This is a genomic window from Sphingomonas sp. DBB INV C78 (assembly GCF_042693015.1).
GTDB lineage: Bacteria > Pseudomonadota > Alphaproteobacteria > Sphingomonadales > Sphingomonadaceae > Sphingomonas_E.
Genome location: NZ_CP170544.1, coordinates 3,041,386 through 3,057,054, shown reverse-complemented (window position 1 = coordinate 3,057,054; position 15,669 = coordinate 3,041,386). Strand labels below are relative to the sequence as shown.

Below are 15,669 nucleotides of genomic sequence, written 5' to 3'. Positions count from 1 at the left end.
CGTGCGGGGAGCGCACGTTTCCAGGCTCGATGCTGTCATGCGCTATAGTCTCGATCACAATCTCCACAGCTGCATGGTCAATGGGAAGGTCATCTTTCTCGATGCCCTGGCCGGTCGCTACTTTTGTCTCCCCGATCGACTGGAGGGCGTTTTCGTTGAAGCGGCCCGGGGAGGGCAGATCAACGAACGCGGGCCCGAAATTCAGGAGTTGATCGGAAGAGGCCTGCTCGTTGTAGACATGCCGAATCCAAAGCCGTTACTGCCCGATTTAGATCCCCCCGCTCTGTATCGCGATCTATCCGACAATCGCTCTCGCCCTTCCTTGTCGGATGTGGCCACGGCTGCCGCAGCACAGGCCCGTGCGGCCATCGTTCTGCGAACTAGGCGTTTTCAACAGATTTTGCGCATGTTGCAGAGCTCGCGCAATGCAGCCCAAGCGCTGCAGCCCGGGAACGACGGTGCAACGGCCATACGGCTCGCAACAGCGCTTCAAGCAACCAGCCTGCTCTTTGGTTCATCTGACCGATGCTTGAATCGTTCGCTGGCATTGCTGCAGCTATGTTACCGGCGCGGAAGCACGCCAACATTCGTCATAGGTGTTCGCACCAACCCTTTTGTCGCCCACTGTTGGGTACAGCAGGGCGATCTCGTCTTGAATGATCGATCAGAACATGCCCGACTTTTTGCGCGCATTTTCGCCCTATGACGAACGTCCGGTATCTCCTCCTCATCTTTCGAGACGAAACCAGCCGGCACGACAAAATCGCCGATATCCTGAATCGCACAGGGCTGGCTGCGAGCCACTCTGCTGGCCCGATCACAGCAGTCGTCAGTGATCCGCGTTGGTTGTTGGCCCTTCCGCTAGGCATGGCCATCGGCACGCTGTTTCCTCGCCGCGGCCCGGGCCGCGCGATCGATCATGGTGATGCCCACCTCTTGGCTGACGTCCAACGGGACGGAGAATCGGCGCTGCTTGACCACTATTGGGGCAATTACGTCGTTGCGCTCCAGACGTCTGGGCGCGTCTATATTCAGCCCGATCCCACCGGAATGATGCCGAGCTACTTTGTAGACTTTGGTTCGTTTGTGGCGTTCTCCTCGGACCCGGCTCTCCTGCAGGATGCAGGCTTGCTCGACGTGGCAATCGATTGGGAGGGGCTCTCAAAATATCTCTACTTCGCAGATCTTCCTATCCGACAGACCGCACTTGATGGGTTGTCCCGTGTCCTTGCAGGATCAGCGGTCATAGTGACGCCCAACGGGCTTCGGATAGAGGACTGCTGGTCGCCATGGGAATTTGTCGATCGGGCTCCATCTGATCGGCCTGAGCAATATGCCGAGCGACTTGAACGGACCGTTTCGACATGCGTTACGGCGCTAAGCTCTCCGTATTCCTCGCTTCTGCTTGCCGTCTCCGGCGGGCTCGATTCCTCGATAATAGCAGCCTCACTGTCTGCCCGATCTGACAAAGCATGTATTACCGTCGCGACGGATGATCCGTCGGGCGATGAGCGATACTATGCGAGAGCGCTGTGCGAGTGGCTTGAGACAAAACTGCTTGAGGACTTTTACTCGATCGACGACATTGATCTGCGCCGCTCCTGTGTCGCTCACAAGCCCTATCCCTGCGGCCGTTCGCAATCACTCGCCTACAACGCTGCGGTCAGAAGGGCGGCGACGGCAACTGGCTCAAAGGCCGTGTTGACCGGAAATGGTGGAGATAATGTTTTCTTCCACAGCCAGTCGGCAAGGCCCATTATCGATCGGTTTCAGGCCGAAGGGCTCAGCGTGGGCATGCTCAGGACGCTTAGCGACATTTGCTCGTTGACGGGGTGCAGTGCTTTCGCTGCCTTAAAGCAAGCCGTCGCAATCAGCCGACAGCCAACCCGGAGTTACCGGTGGCGTTTCGACCCAAGATTTTTGAGCGGCAATCTCGTCACCCAACTCTCAAAAGACTCACCTACCCATCCGTGGCTCCGGGCGCCCGCCGACGCATTTCGCGGCAAGGCTGCCCATATTGCAATGATCCTGCGCAGTCAGAACCACCTCGAAATGATGGATCGCTCAGAAGAGATTTGCGTAATCAATCCCCTCATCTCTCAACCCATTGTCGAGCTTTGCCTGGCAATACCGACTTGGCTTTCCTGTACCGGGGGGCGCGATCGTTCCATTGCGCGATCTGCATTCTCCAAGCGTCTTCCCGACCTCATAACCACCCGGCGCACCAAAGGCGGCCCTGATGGATTTGCTGCACGGATTCTCAAGCAATATTGCGCCGATATTCGCGAGCGTCTAATGGACGGACACTTGGCGTCCAACAACATCGTTGATCGGCAGGAAATTGAGACGGCCACGCGTCCAGATATCGGAGATCAGGGCGAATCCTATGTCCCGCTTCTCTTTCTCGCCGACACTGAAGCCTGGATCGATCACTGGCGCACCAGACAGCCGTCTACCGCACAAGATTGCGTTGGCGACGGCGGGCACTAGCCCGGACCGCGTCGTTCCGCCAATTTCATCGCTTCCCACCTCTTGGCCTCCACGGCGAAGGGACCTGAGACAGGAATTTTGGCCTTCAGCCAAAACTCAAACCAGGCGACATTTCGGTCATAGACAGCCTGCCTGTGTGAAGCCTGCCACTTGAAATGATGTTCATCCGGGAACACAAATAGGTCGACAGGTTTGCCAGCTTCTTTCAATGCCGTGAAGCTCTGCAGTGCCATGAGATATTCCTCATCGGCCATTTGCATCAGTATTGGGAAACGAACGCGCCTTGCATTCTTTGAGATCGACAGTCTGTCCCAGATTCTGTTGCTGCTATCTGAGAGTCTGGGCCACCCCGATCGTTTGAAATGATTGCCAATCGCTTGTCCGAGGACAACTTCTTGATTAGGCTCCCAGCAACAGCCGCTGACCGAACCGGCAGCAAAGATATTGCTGTTGAGGGCGGCGAATTGCACTGTTGACGATCCGTCGCTCAGACCCGAAATACCGATGCGGCCCTTGTCTACGATACCGCGCCGCACAAGTCCCTCGACCGCAGATTCAATCGCGGAAAGCACACTGCGGCGGTCACGGAGATCCCGTAGCAGCATTCGGTCAACTTCATATGCGTCCTGGGCCCCTCTTGCGAGGGGCAGTGGACTTGGCCGTTGGAGGCTGAGGACCGCAAAACCGCGATTTGCAAGGGCTTGGATTGGTACTTCGTCGCCAGTTCCTCCGCGGAGAAAGCCGCGAGAGGTATATTGCGTAATCACCAACGGGTAGCGTTTGGCTCGGTTGTAATCTGTTGGATATACAATATCGCCAAAGACCTCTAATCCAAAAATATTCGTCCACTTCAGCCGCTCTATACGTCCCGTTGCCAAGCCGGCAAATTCCGGGTTTGGATCGAAAAGTATTGTGGCATCTTTGAAGTCTTCCGTAAATTTGACAATGCGTCGCGGTTGGACAGACCCTTCTATCACACAGATGGATTCGTCTTGAGGAGCAACGCAATCGTAGAGCAAGTCGGTCGTGCGGTAGATCGGCCGCGTTCGGTCGGAACCCGGCTCCCAGACATAGATCACCGTGATGCTTGCAGCCCATCCCTCTCGACGAATGAAATAAATCCGCTGGAGGTCTGGCGAACTCCACATCACGGACTGCTCGCCGAGGCAGGCCGCCGCCGAGCATTCCATGATTGAACCAGCAGCATTCTCGATCGCCAGGCGGCTGCGTGCGGGAAAACCGGTGTTTGGTGTTATACGCCAAACCGGACGCCCGCCGCGAGCTCGGGGCGCTGCCACATACCCTTGCGGCACCGTATCACTCAATTCGGCAATCTGCGGTTGCGTCGCAACCATGGTGTGGTTCGTCCGCAAATCGAGTGCATCGTATCGTTTTGTGATGCCGGATCGTGGGAATGGGTTCGAGCTTGCCGAAGGGAAAAACCGCTCATCGTAGTGAAACCCGGTATTCCCTTCAGTCTCGATATCGGAGCGAGCCTGCATGATGTCCGGTCGAGAGACGTAGACGAGCGTTGTCCCGTCTCTGCCGATCGCAAAATCGTCGATATCCGCAGAGCTGTCGGTGAGCGGCCGGCTTCCCGAACCATCTGCCTGCACACGCCAGACTTGGGTGATGCCATCAACGCGCTTTAGAAATGCCAACCACGTACCATCCGGCGCCCATTTGGGGGTGATCGTTCGCGGCGTGCCTACTGCGAGATTTGCTCTCCCGAGTTGGTCGGAGCGGTCGAGCAGAAGGTCGCCACCATGATCGATCTCTCGAGCAAGTCCGGGCGAATGGACGCTGCTGATGAATACCCCAAGACAATACCGGTTGTGATCAGGATCGGCTTGCCGGACCTGAAAGGCAATCTCCTTCCCGTCGGGCGAGACGGTGAACATCGGCGCACCCGGCAAGGGATAGACCGAACCAATATCTCGCAGACGCACGAGATCCCGAGTTGTCAGGGGCCGCTTTGCGGCGGCGGCCCCGTCGCCAGTTGTTGCCTGCTCCCAACAGGCCTCTTCGGTTGTCCGCGCAAACGCCCCGCGACTACATCCTGCGAGGATGATCATTGGAAGTGCGAGGTATGGGAGAGCGCGCTGATTGCGCGTCACCATTCCTTACGCACCGTCAGGCTCACCGCGCGGCCGATGCTTGAATAGTTCGTAGAATCGAAGGGGATTGCGGCGGCGCTGGTCGTCCGTATCGTTGCCGGCTTCTCATTGAAGAGATTCAGGATCGATAACTCGAAGGTGATTCCCGATAATACGTCGTGGCCGTCTGCCGTGCGGATGCGGCTGTTGATATCAACTGCCGTAAAACTGCCGATTTCAACAGTAGGCGCGAAGCGGCTATCTTGTGTTCCACCGATATAGCTAAGTGCAGCTCCCAATCTGAATGTTGCACGTTCCCAGCCAATAGCGGCTCTTGCACGCCAATGCGGCGGGTTGAACACAGTCCCCGAAAGATCCTGAAACGGACGCCCTTCAATAAGCTGCTGCGAACTCTTGAGGTAGCTTGCTGAACCATTGAAATCGATGGAGTCCGATGCGGTGACTTTGCCGACATATCCGACCGATAAATCAACACCTTCGATCTTTTGCCGGGCGGCATTGACCAGTGCGTTATCGACGATAACGACCACCGATCTCGGATCGAACGGAGCACCAGTCTGGTTTATGAGGCCCTCGGGGACGTTCGCAGCAACGCCAAGCACGTCTTGTAAACTTGGATAAAGCGTAACGAACGATTTGTAGTCTGGCCCAAGCGCAGCAGCCAGGTTTGTGATGGGAGTAACCACCCGATCGCGATAGCGAACCCGAAAATAGCTGGCTTGAACTGTCAGGCCTCGCACAAAGCTTGGCGTATAAGTCATGGTCGACGTCCAGGTCTCGGCCTTTTCCGGCGCCAGCGCAGCTCGCCCGCCGAGCAGGAAGATGGCGGCGCCCCCGCCCGGGGCAGGGGGCACGAATATCGATCCCGGAACCACATATCCCTGCAAGCCACGCCCTGTCTGGAACAGCGTCGGTGCTTTGAATGATCTGCCCCATGAACTGCGGATCGCCACATCGGCAACCGGTCTGAAAACGACCCCAAACTTGGGCGTGACCAGATCGCCGAACCCACTATTGTTTTCGTAGCGTACCGCTCCGGTAAACAAGAGTTCACTAGCAAAGGGGATCGTCTGGCTTGCGCCGATCAGCGGAACCGACAGCTCTCCATACGCAAAGACCGTGTCTCTCTTTTGCGTGTAGACCCAGATCGGGGTCGTCACGCCGCCCACCGTCTGGCGATAATCGGTATCCTGCTTCGTCGACCGATAGCCGCCGCCAAAGGCCAGCCTGGCATCGCCTCCCGGCGCCCGGAAAAGTGCGCCTTCAACACCGAGCTCGATGCTGTCGAGTTGGTTGTCATATTGCGGATGGAAGGTCGCCGTCGTCGCGCCCCGAGTGAAGCTCGACGTTTGAACCTCGGTTTCGCTGATGGCATGGGTGCCGTTCAGCTTGACTTGCCAGCCATTGGAAAGATCGGCGATCAGCGAGGGCGAAATGGCCCATGATTTGACGTCTCGGTCGATGAAAGAGCCATTGATCCGACAACTGCTTGTCGCCAGGGCCGCTGAGCAGACCTGCGAACTGCGCTTGTTGAACTGGCCGTCCACTTCGAAGGAGAGCCAATCCGAAATCTGCTGATGTCCTGCGACGACGGCGCTGAACTGCTTTTGACCGGCGAATAGCGTCGCTTGGCGATCCAAGCCTTGCGTGTAGCTTCGTTGCCCGGCCACAATCGGCGAGGCGTGGTTGTATTCAAGCGTCACCACAGCACCGCCGGAACCCCAACGGTGGCCGCCCAGGAATGTATATTGTTGCTCGACATCGCCGCCGTCGGTAGCCGCGCCAAGCCGGGCCGCCGTCTCGACCCCCTTAAAGTCGCGCCGCAGGATGACATTCGCAACGCCGCCCACCGCATCCGAACCGTAAAGGGCCGAAGCGCCATCGGTAACCACTTCCACACGTTCGACAGCCGCCAACGGAATTGCCGAAATGTCGACACCTTGGGCAACCGCATCGTAGGCGCTGCGATGCCCATTTACGAGGGTGAGCGTCGCATCGGGGCCAAGACCCCTTAAGTTCAACGCAGACGAGCCGTTGGTATTCTCAGATTGTCCCTGAGACCCAACGACACCTGGATTCTGACCTCCAGAGAAGTTTTGGGTCAAAGATCGAAAGTACGATCCAAGATCGGTCTGGCCTTCGTTGACGATCGTTTTGCGCGATTTCGCTACAATTGGCGATGGACTCTGGGCGCCGCGGATACGTGAACCGGTTACGAGGATGTCGCTCTGTTCCGCCGGGCGATCGGTTACCTCGCCCGACGCCTCCGATCGCCCCCGGATGAGGATGACATCCTTTCGGAACTCGGCGGTGAGGTCGCTGCCCTCCAGCAACGCCCGGACCGCCTCGTCCGCACTGTAGGTTCCGCGCAGGCGGGGAGCATGTTTGCCCTTGACCGCCTCCGCACCGAAGATGATTTCGCGACCCGAAAGGCGGCTGACGGTTCTTAGTGCGGCGCCAAGATCCCCAGCCTCGACATTATATTCCTGTCGCTGGCCATTCTGCGCGCTCGCCGGCGGGGCGATCGCCAATGCACTGATCGCCACCGCTGCGAGCAGTCGAATCCGAACCCCATTCCGCACTAACCCCATGATTTCCCCCATGCTGATCTCGCCATTATGGCGAGGCTTTCTGGGTGCATCGCAGCAAGGCCGCGAACTACGGGGTCACTATTGCAATATTTTCTTCACATTGTTCATCGGGGCCGAAGGAGAATCTCATCCTGGCGGGTGCGATCGACCTCCAGATCGAACAGCGTAGCGAGCCGATCGGCAACCCGTTCCGGATTGTCGATGCGGAACCGGCCCGAGACCTTGATCGCTCCAACCGCCGGATCGGAGACACGGATCGGGATCCCTGATCCCCGGTTGGCTTCGGCGATCACCTGGGACAATGGCACCATGTCGAACTCCTTGGCCGCGGCGATGTCCGGCAGCGAAACGACAGCGACGGCATCGCCAACCCTCGTGGCCGAGGCGAGATCGGGAAGCCCGCTGATTCCGAAGCTCAGCTCTTCGCCGGGTGCCAGGCGTGTGATGGCCTGCTTGTCTCTGTCCGCCCCGCCAGTCTTACTTGGGCGCTCGACATCCACCGCGCCGCGCAACAGCCGCACCGTCACGCCATCGTCCCGGTTGAGGATGACGTCGAAGATCGTTCCGCGCGCGGTTACGCTTCCACCGCCGGCAAGCACCACGAACGGCCGGGTTTCATGGGCGACGTCGAAACGCGCGCGTCCCTGCTTGAGGCGCAGCTCGCGCCGCTGGCCGTCGAACGCTGTCGAAAGAACGCTTTCGGCGTCCAGGGTGACCGTGGAGCCGTCGTCCAGCCTGAAGTTGCGACGCGTGCCTCCCACCGTCGAGAACAGTTGGCCGTCGGGCGCCGCTGCCGGGCGCACCGAAGCGATCTCGCTGGTTCTGCCAAATATGTTCGAGAGGGAGTCCCGCCCAACCCAGGCGCCAAACCCGACGATCATCAGGAAGCTGGCGAGCAGCGCCAATCCGCGCCAGCGCGAAGGTGTCGGCTCGCCATCATCGTGATCGCCGTCGGTCGCCGCATTCGGCGACTCGGCGAGGAACTTTCCAAGGGCAAAAATCTCCCCGGCGCGGTTATAGGCGCCGAGATGCGCGGCTCCGAGGGCCAGCCAGGCGTCAAAATCTGCGCGATACTGTTCCGCGTCCGGACCGCGCATGCGCGCGAACCAGAAGGAGGCCTCTTCGAGCAACTGATCCTGCCGGGGCGCGTTGCCCGGCATCTCATTCTCACCCATCGGCATTGATGCTCTTGCTGATCCGAATGATTGCCTGAGCCACGTGCCATTCCACTGTGCGGATACTAATTCCAAGCCTCTCGGCGATCTGCTTATATTCCAGTTCGTCGGCTCGGTGTAGCATATAGACCTCACGCGTTTTCGGCGGGAGGGTATCGACAGCAGCGCGGTAACGCTCGCGCATCTGGTTTATCTCGGCTGCCGCGTCGGGACCAAGCGACTCTGGACCGATCGCCACATCCAACATGGCGTGCGATCGGGCCCTGGCCCATCGCCGTACCCGGTCGGCGAGCAGGTGCCGGATAATTCCCTGCAGATACGCCCCCGGGTTCTGCGACGCCGCGCCCGATTTGGACTCGGCGAGGCGGGTGAAGGCCTCCTGGACGATATCGTTGCGGTCGTCCTCGATCCAGATCTTGCGCTTGAGCAACCGTCTGAGGCGCGGCGCCTCGGTGCGATAGACCGCTTCGAGCTGCTTGCGATCGATGCCCTCGGGCTCCGTGCTGTGGCCGTCGCCACCGTCAGGCTCCAGCATCGCGTCAAGCACAGGTCCGCGAGGGCGCAGACCGACGCGCGCCGCCGAGGATGTCAGGGAATCTGGTCACGACGGATCCGTCCAGGCAGGCCGGCCTACTTAAGTCCAATGCGCGCGCCCAACCGTCATGGATCGGCGCATTTTATGCCTGGTAGGTTTATCCTGCAGACGGCTTCCAGCCTGTTTCCGCACTGCGTCCTAGATGTGCATTAACGCCATTTCGGATGCAAGGGACGACGTCACGAAACTGCCCCCGAAAGGGACCGGGGCGTGGCCACCATGATTCATGGCGGGCATTTCCTCAGTTCCGGCTTCGCAACGATGTCGAGAAGGCCATCGAAATAGGCGTCGAGCAGCTCAGTTCCCTCGGGCGATAGCTCAACATTGATCCGACGCTGATCACGGGGGTCGGGTGTCCGGACGAGTAGATTGCGCTCGATCATTCGATGGATCATTCGGAGCGCGGTCCGGGCCGGCGCCTTCGATGCGCCGCAAAGGCTGGTCAAGGATCTGGGCCGACGATCCTGGCGCGCATACAGATCGAACAGCATGTTGAGAGCCGGCATTGAGAACAGGTCGCTGCCAAATCGGTTGCCGAGAAGGCAGTGAGCGCGAACGGCAAGGCTGATCATCACGCATCGGTCGAGCGTTGCTATGACGCTGGGCAGAGCGCCACTCACGGGTCACATCCGATCCGCCAGCCGCAGCCCGGCCGGCAATGTTCCAGCGTAAAATTGCTCGATAAGGGCCTCCTGTTCTGGCCTCAGCGCATCGACTGCGCCGAATTTCCCAGTTCCCTCCGGGTCGAGCAGCATCGAGGGGCAGCGACCCTCGAACGTGCCGAGATTGGGCCGATGGGCACGATAGCCCGCAAGCGCGGCGAGGCCTGCAGGAAAGGCACGCGCGACCTCGGGGGGATAGGCCAGCCACGGCAATTCATAGGGTTTGAGCCAGCCCAGGCTGTAGCTGATGATCATGCCGCGTCGCGAAATCGCCGTTCGGTTCGCGCCACCGCCATGCAGCGTCGAGCCCAGAAACAGGAGGGCGGCTCCGGGGTCGATCTCGGCGGGGATAGCTTCCACGGGATCGATGAGGATCTCATCCTGTCGACGATGGCTCCCCGGCCAAATGCGCGTGGCGCCATTTGCTTCGGTGTACGGCGTGAACGGCCACATCACATTGACCAGATATTCAACGCCAGGCGTCCGCACCGGCCACATATCCTGGTCCCGGTGTGGAGGCTGGACTCGACCGCCGGGGAGGATTTCGATTGCCTGGGTCAGGTTGAGCTGGATGCTATCGCAACCGGCCCCCAGGATGCTCTCGACGATCCTCAGCACGAGCGCGTGACGAACGAACGCATCCATGTGGGATGATCGCCGCAGCAAGCCATGAAAGCGCTTGGTCCATTCGCCGTAAAATGGCCCCGACGCATGTGGCGTTCTGGCGAAATCATCCGCAAGATCGGTGGCGAGAGCGTCCACCACGACCGGCGAAATCGCGTCGGGGATGATGCAATAGCCCTCAGCGGACAGTGCTTCCACCCAGTTCGCGACGGCAGCGTCCCTTGCGTCAGGGATGGGCTCCATGAGCATGGTCGCCTCCCTAAGCCGCAAGCGGCGTTGCGACGCCACCGAGTTGGAGGCGGACCGAAGCATAGGTTCCGGCTTCGCGGAGCTGCTCGATCGTCCGCCCCGAGATATGGATCTGCAGCGCGCCGGTGGTGGCGCCGGCAATCGTTCTCGGCTCACCCAGCGGCTCGCAGTTCCATCCCAGCGTCAGGATCTGGGTCAGCCATCCTGAATCGGCGACGCAGACGAAGCGCGTGATGCCGTGCAGAAGCGCATATTGCACCGCGGCCGTCGTCAGGCGATTGCGAACGCGCAGCCGTTCGGTAGCGCGCAGGCGTGGCGAAAGGCAGCCGCGGGTGATTTCCCAGATATCCGCTCCGGACGGGGGCGGCCCGTCGCACAGGTGAGGGAAGACCGAGCCCAGCAGATGCGGCCGGTCGGTCGGCAGCAGGCGGATCGATCCGAAATGCTCGCCGTCCTCCGCCGCGCTGATCAGATAGACGGCATGCTCGCCATCGAACTGATCGATCTCGAACTGCCCGTCGATGACCGGAACTTCCCATTGGCGCATGTCGACGAACACGCGCTTCCGGTCGCGGTGCATATTGTCGAGTGTCGCCGATGCGCCCGGGCCGGCATGGCCCGCGAAATATTGAATCATGGAGCTTCTCCCGCTGGTTAGCGGAAGAACAGCTCAACCAAAGACGCCTCGGTCGCCACCCGCTGATCAGGGGGTTGTCAGCGTCCAAACACCTCCGAAAAGGAGATCTGGCCATCGAACAGCGCCCTCGCGATCAGGAGCGGGCGCTGCGCATTGCCATAGGCGCGCCGGACATTCTCGACATGCTCGTGCGCCGTCGCTGCCGAAATTCCGAGCAACGCACCGATCTCGGGATCACCCTTGCCGCGCGCGACCAGAACCAGCGAGTCCCGCTGCCGCTCGGTCAGTTGAGGGAGTTCGTCCAGCCCCGCGGGCAATGCTCCACGCGAGCGCATGATGCGGCGTGCCGCCTCGAACGCATAGGTGCCGATCATATTGGCGATGGGCAGCGCGTTCGGACGCAGCCGCTCGAATGAATCCGCCCCGAAAGAGCAGGTGCCGCGATATTCCCCGGGGACATGGACGGGGATCGTATAGCCTTCGGAGAGACCATAAGGACGGGCTGCCTCGAGAACGGCTTTCTGCCGCTTCGTCAGCCGGATCATCGTCGGAACGTCGGTCCAGAGAAACCCCGTGGCAGTTCGCGTGCTTGCCTGGTGTACGGGATCGTAGAGGAAATAGCCTTCGCCGAGCGACCTTTCTATCCACGCGGGGTGATAGTTTGTGATGCGGATCGCGTCCTGCGGTGGGCCTGCAAGATCGACATGATGGCCCATGGCGAATTGCCGGAAACCAAGATTAAAGGCGCACGCCTCCAAATGGACGTGCAATTGTTCCTCCATTTGTGCGCAGAGAAAACCACTAATCATGCCTTTGAAATCGAACTGATCAACCATTTGCTCGCTCCGGAAGTTGAGCGGCCGAGCATCTCCCTTTGGCGTCAGGCTTCTTGTAACATTTTGCGCTGAAATTCGCCGTTTACCGAAACAGTGTCCATTCCGGATCAAGTCACTGCGCCGGGTTTCAGCCGGCCAGATTCTGGAGATGGACGACCGCCGCGCCATGATGATCGAAGCGGGAGAGGGGGATCGGGGTTGGAGCCTGAGATGAGGCTCTCTTGACCAATGGTTCCATGTCCATGACCAATTCAGCCCATAATCTAGCGCTCGAGACCGCTGCGGCCGAGCTTGTCCGGAAGCTTGGCGGCGTCTGGCGCCCCAATGGTGGAATGTGCTTGTGCCCGGCTCATGAAGACCGCACGCCCAGCCTGTCAGTCCGGGTTGGCGACCGAAGCTTGCTCTTCAAATGCTTTGCCGGCTGCACTGGTCTCGAGGTGTTGTGTGCCATCCGCCGGCTGAAGCTTGATGTGCCCGTGGACAACAGGGCGGTCGCCCGGCCGCCAGCGCGACTGGATCTGGCCATGGCTGAACGTGCCAGGGCGATCTGGGCCGAGGCTCGGTCGGCGGTGGGGACTCCGGTTGCCCCCTATCTTTCGGCGCGAGGGATCACCCATCTGTCCTCGGCCGTGCGCTTCCATCCGCGGACCCCGTTGGGTAGAGGAGCCTCCGTCTCGTTCAGGCCCGCCATGGTTGCGGCCGTTTGCGACGATGCGGGCGTCACGGCGGTTCAGCGTGGATTTTTCGACCGAGCGGGGCCTTGGCTCGCGTCCGACCTCCCAAAGGCCAAGCTCACATTGGGTCGGCCGCTCGCCGGCGCGGTGCGACTATATCGGCCTGCTCATTGCCTGGGGCTCGCCGAGGGCATCGAGACCGCCCAGTCCGCCGCCCTGTTGCTGAACATTCCCGTCTGGGCCACGCTTGGAAACGAGCGGCTTGCGCGCATCGCCATTCCAGAACGAATCGATCGCCTCGTCCTTCTGCCGGATAATGATCCAGGAGGGCGCCTGGCGGAACAGCAGGCCCAAGCCGCTTATGCGCGTCCCGGCCGCTCCATCGTGACCATCTGGCCATGGCATGGGCTGAACGACTGGAACGACGTGCTGATGGAGGAGCTGGGACTGACGAACAAGGGCGCCAGGGGACGGGTCGCAGCTTGACTCAATGTTCCTTATTTGTTCTCAATGTAGTCATGATGCGAATCGATGAAGATGCCCTGTCCCTCCATATCGAGGTAGCGCTCGCAAGCTCGCCGCGCACCCTGCTGGACGATCTGGTCAATGTGGACCGGCACCGGCGTAACCTCGCTGTGTCGGCCCTTGCCCGCGAACTTGCTGAACGGCTGCGTTGCTTCGACATCCAGTTCGTTGACCAGCCCCCGTCAGTGTCCGCACAGCCCACGCTCTTCCTCGACATGGGACCGATGGGCTGACCTCCTAATTGCCTGCTGACCGGTGCCGCGGTGCGACAATGCCGGCGGCGACCACAGCACCGCCAAGCCACGAAGGAGGGAAGGGGGAGGGGATCCGATGCGGTTGGAGGCCTGATGGTCAGGTCGCCCCGCATTGGAGAAATATGATGACCTATCCGACCATCGTCTATGCGCGCGCCTTGGATTGCCACAAGTCGCCGCACAATGTCCGCACCCAGAGCGATGCAGACGCCGATGCCGAGCTTGAGGCCAATATTGGCGAGACCGGCATCATCCTTGAAAACCTGATCGGCGTGGCCGTTGCCCGCAAGAAGGGCAAGTTCGAGATCTATGGCGGTGGCCGGCGCCTCGACGGCACGCACGCCAACATCGCAAAGGGCAAGCTCGACGAGGATTTCATGGTTCCCGTCCTTGTCGCGAAAAACGCCCGGGATGCGATCGAGATGAGCCTGGCGGAGAACTACTTCCAGTTGCCCATGAATCCCGCTGACGAATGCCGCGCTTTCAAATCGATCATCGAACGCGAGAAGAAGGTGCCGGCCGATCTCGCCAAGCGCTTTGGCAAGACCGAGCGCTTCGTTCTCGGCCGCTTGCGCCTCGCCGATCTGGCGGAACCGGTGTTCAACGCCCTGCGGATGGGCGAGATCACGCTCGAGGTCGCCACCGCCTATGCCCATACGTCCGACACCGACCGCCAGGCCAAGGTGTTCGCCCAGATGGATCAGGGCTATTATCGCCACAATCCCAACGAGATCCGCAGGGCGGTTGCCAGCGGCTCCTACAAGGGTGGTGATCCCAAGGCGATCCTTGTCGGCCGTGACGCCTATCTGGCGGCTGGCGGGGGCATCGATGCCGATCTGTACACCAACCAGTTCACCGAACTGTGGCGTGATGGGGATCTGGTCGACAAGCTGGCCGAGGAAGCGCTCGCGCAGGCGGCCGCAGCGATCCGCGAGCGCGAAGGCTTTGCCGAGGTACGCACGATCCCGGCGACGACCATCCCCTATTCCGAGACCTTCCAGCTGACCCGGCTCGTTGGCGAACCTGCACTGCTCGCGCCGGAGGTCGAGGCCCGCAAAGCGGAGATCGAGGCGGAACTCGCCGAGATCGAAGGGCAAGCCGAGGAAGCCGATGGGTATACCGAGGAGCAGTCGGAACGGATCGAGGCGCTCGAGGAAGAGATCGGCGCGATCATCGACACGGCGGAGGTCATCACGGACGAGCAGAAAGCTTCGGCGATCGCCTATGTCATGATCGGCAAGGACGGCCAGCCTTGCGTCTACGAGGAACTGTTTGTCGCGGTTTCGGAGGACCCGGACGAGGTCGACGAGGACGAAGACGTGGATGGCGACGACGAGACGATCGAGACCGGCGAGGACGAAACCGAAGCACCGGCGGCCGAGCATTACAGCCAGAAGTTCAAGGACGAGCTGGCGATGATGAAGACGGAACTGCTCGCGCTCCACATCGCCAACGACCCGCACTTCGCTCTCGATCTCGGCACCTTCATCATGGTCGATGATGCCTGCCGCCTGGGCTATTATGGGATGCCGAGCGAACTTCGGGCGAGGGCGCCGAGCCCGCGTGTCTCCGGCTTCACGAGCGACACTCCGGCCGCGCAGGCCTGGGCAAAGCTCGATGACGCTCTTGACCGCAGCTGGATCAATCACACCGAGATCCATGAGCGGTACGACGACTTCTGCGCGCTCGAAGATAGTGCCCGCGCGGCCTGGCTCGGTTGGGCGGTCGCCCGGACTTTGCACGCCGTCCCCGAGGGGATGACCGGCAGCAGCTTCCTCAATCATCTCGGGGCCAAGCTCGGCATCGACGTCGCAGCCTGGTGGCGTCCGACCGCGCGCAACTTCTTCGATCGCATCACCAAGCCTGCGATCCTGAAGCTGTTCGAGGCCATTGGCGGCCGCGAGTTGAAGAACCGCTACGCGGCGTCGCGCAAGTTCGATCTCGCGGCATCGTCGGAGAAGCTCTTCGCCGGCCAGATCATCGCCGACGCGGAAGTCAAGGAACGGGCGCTTGCCTGGCTTCCCGGACCGATGCGGTTCGCCGTGGAGGATGCAGAAATCGACGCGACTCTGTTCGGGGACGCGCCGGTCGCGGCGAACGATCCGGCTCCGGTCGGGCCAGAGCAGACCCAGGACGAAGAGCCGATCACGCTGCCCAAGGCCGCTTGATCGAAAAGCAACATTGGGGCCGTGGCTCGCGCTGCGGCCCCTCAAGCGCAGATCCGCGACTTGATCGAAAGC

General features: G+C 60.7%; 13 protein-coding genes. 5 read left to right on the top strand and 8 right to left on the bottom strand.

The genetic code is table 11. The annotated features are described in order from the left end of the window. Positions 1-37: 37 nt before the first annotated feature. Entirely contained in the window at positions 38-706 is a 669-nt protein-coding gene (locus ACFB49_RS14275) for a lasso peptide biosynthesis B2 protein (protein WP_380871894.1), read from the top strand. A 161-nt stretch (positions 707-867) separates the two neighbouring features. After that, the gene (locus ACFB49_RS14270) at positions 868-2,490 is read left to right on the top strand and encodes an asparagine synthase-related protein (protein WP_380871893.1); all 1,623 of its coding nucleotides are present in this window, start codon (positions 868-870) and stop codon (positions 2,488-2,490) included. On the opposite strand, the gene ACFB49_RS14265 is transcribed toward ACFB49_RS14270, so the two are convergent. The 8 genes from ACFB49_RS14265 to ACFB49_RS14230 all read right to left on the bottom strand — a co-directional run bounded on the left by ACFB49_RS14265 (position 2,487) and on the right by ACFB49_RS14230 (position 12,144). After that, positions 2,487-4,565 carry an Atxe2 family lasso peptide isopeptidase gene (locus tag ACFB49_RS14265; RefSeq protein ID WP_380871892.1) on the bottom strand — a complete coding sequence of 693 codons (2,079 nt, stop codon included), beginning with the start codon at positions 4,563-4,565 and terminating at the stop codon, positions 2,487-2,489. The two genes, ACFB49_RS14270 and ACFB49_RS14265, sit on opposite strands and share 4 nt — an antisense overlap. 38 nt (positions 4,566-4,603) lie before the next feature. Beyond that, positions 4,604-7,210, bottom strand: coding sequence for a TonB-dependent receptor domain-containing protein (locus ACFB49_RS14260; protein ID WP_380871891.1), 2,607 nt, complete (start codon positions 7,208-7,210; stop codon positions 4,604-4,606). Between the two features lie 92 nt (positions 7,211-7,302). Beyond that, positions 7,303-8,358, bottom strand: coding sequence for a FecR family protein (locus ACFB49_RS14255; protein ID WP_380871890.1), 1,056 nt, complete (start codon positions 8,356-8,358; stop codon positions 7,303-7,305). 7 nt (positions 8,359-8,365) lie between these two features. Continuing rightward, positions 8,366-8,908: an RNA polymerase sigma factor gene (locus tag ACFB49_RS14250; protein ID WP_380871889.1), complete on the bottom strand. Its 543-nt coding sequence runs from the start codon at positions 8,906-8,908 to the stop codon at positions 8,366-8,368. 284 nt (positions 8,909-9,192) lie between these two features. Beyond that, on the bottom strand, positions 9,193-9,540 hold the full coding sequence (locus tag ACFB49_RS14245; RefSeq protein ID WP_119750458.1) for a MarR family winged helix-turn-helix transcriptional regulator: 348 nt from the start codon (positions 9,538-9,540) through the stop codon (positions 9,193-9,195). 51 nt (positions 9,541-9,591) lie between these two features. Beyond that, the gene (locus ACFB49_RS14240; RefSeq protein ID WP_380879968.1) at positions 9,592-10,497 is read right to left on the bottom strand and encodes a phytanoyl-CoA dioxygenase family protein; all 906 of its coding nucleotides are present in this window, start codon (positions 10,495-10,497) and stop codon (positions 9,592-9,594) included. A 16-nt stretch (positions 10,498-10,513) separates the two neighbouring features. Next, positions 10,514-11,140: an acyl-homoserine-lactone synthase gene (locus ACFB49_RS14235; RefSeq protein ID WP_380871888.1), complete on the bottom strand. Its 627-nt coding sequence runs from the start codon at positions 11,138-11,140 to the stop codon at positions 10,514-10,516. A 77-nt stretch (positions 11,141-11,217) separates the two neighbouring features. Then, complete coding sequence (locus tag ACFB49_RS14230) at positions 11,218-12,144, bottom strand: autoinducer binding domain-containing protein (RefSeq protein WP_380871887.1); 927 nt, start codon at positions 12,142-12,144, stop codon at positions 11,218-11,220. A 356-nt stretch (positions 12,145-12,500) separates the two neighbouring features. Between ACFB49_RS14230 and ACFB49_RS14225 the strand changes: the two genes are divergently transcribed. The 3 genes from ACFB49_RS14225 to ACFB49_RS14215 all read left to right on the top strand — a co-directional run bounded on the left by ACFB49_RS14225 (position 12,501) and on the right by ACFB49_RS14215 (position 15,597). After that, entirely contained in the window at positions 12,501-13,136 is a 636-nt protein-coding gene (locus tag ACFB49_RS14225) for a toprim domain-containing protein (RefSeq protein ID WP_380871886.1), read from the top strand. 32 nt (positions 13,137-13,168) lie between these two features. Further along, the gene (locus ACFB49_RS14220) at positions 13,169-13,408 is read left to right on the top strand and encodes a hypothetical protein (protein WP_380871885.1); all 240 of its coding nucleotides are present in this window, start codon (positions 13,169-13,171) and stop codon (positions 13,406-13,408) included. A gap of 146 nt (positions 13,409-13,554) precedes the next feature. Continuing rightward, positions 13,555-15,597, top strand: coding sequence for a ParB/RepB/Spo0J family partition protein (locus ACFB49_RS14215; protein WP_380871884.1), 2,043 nt, complete (start codon positions 13,555-13,557; stop codon positions 15,595-15,597). The last annotated feature ends 72 nt before the right edge of the window (positions 15,598-15,669 follow it).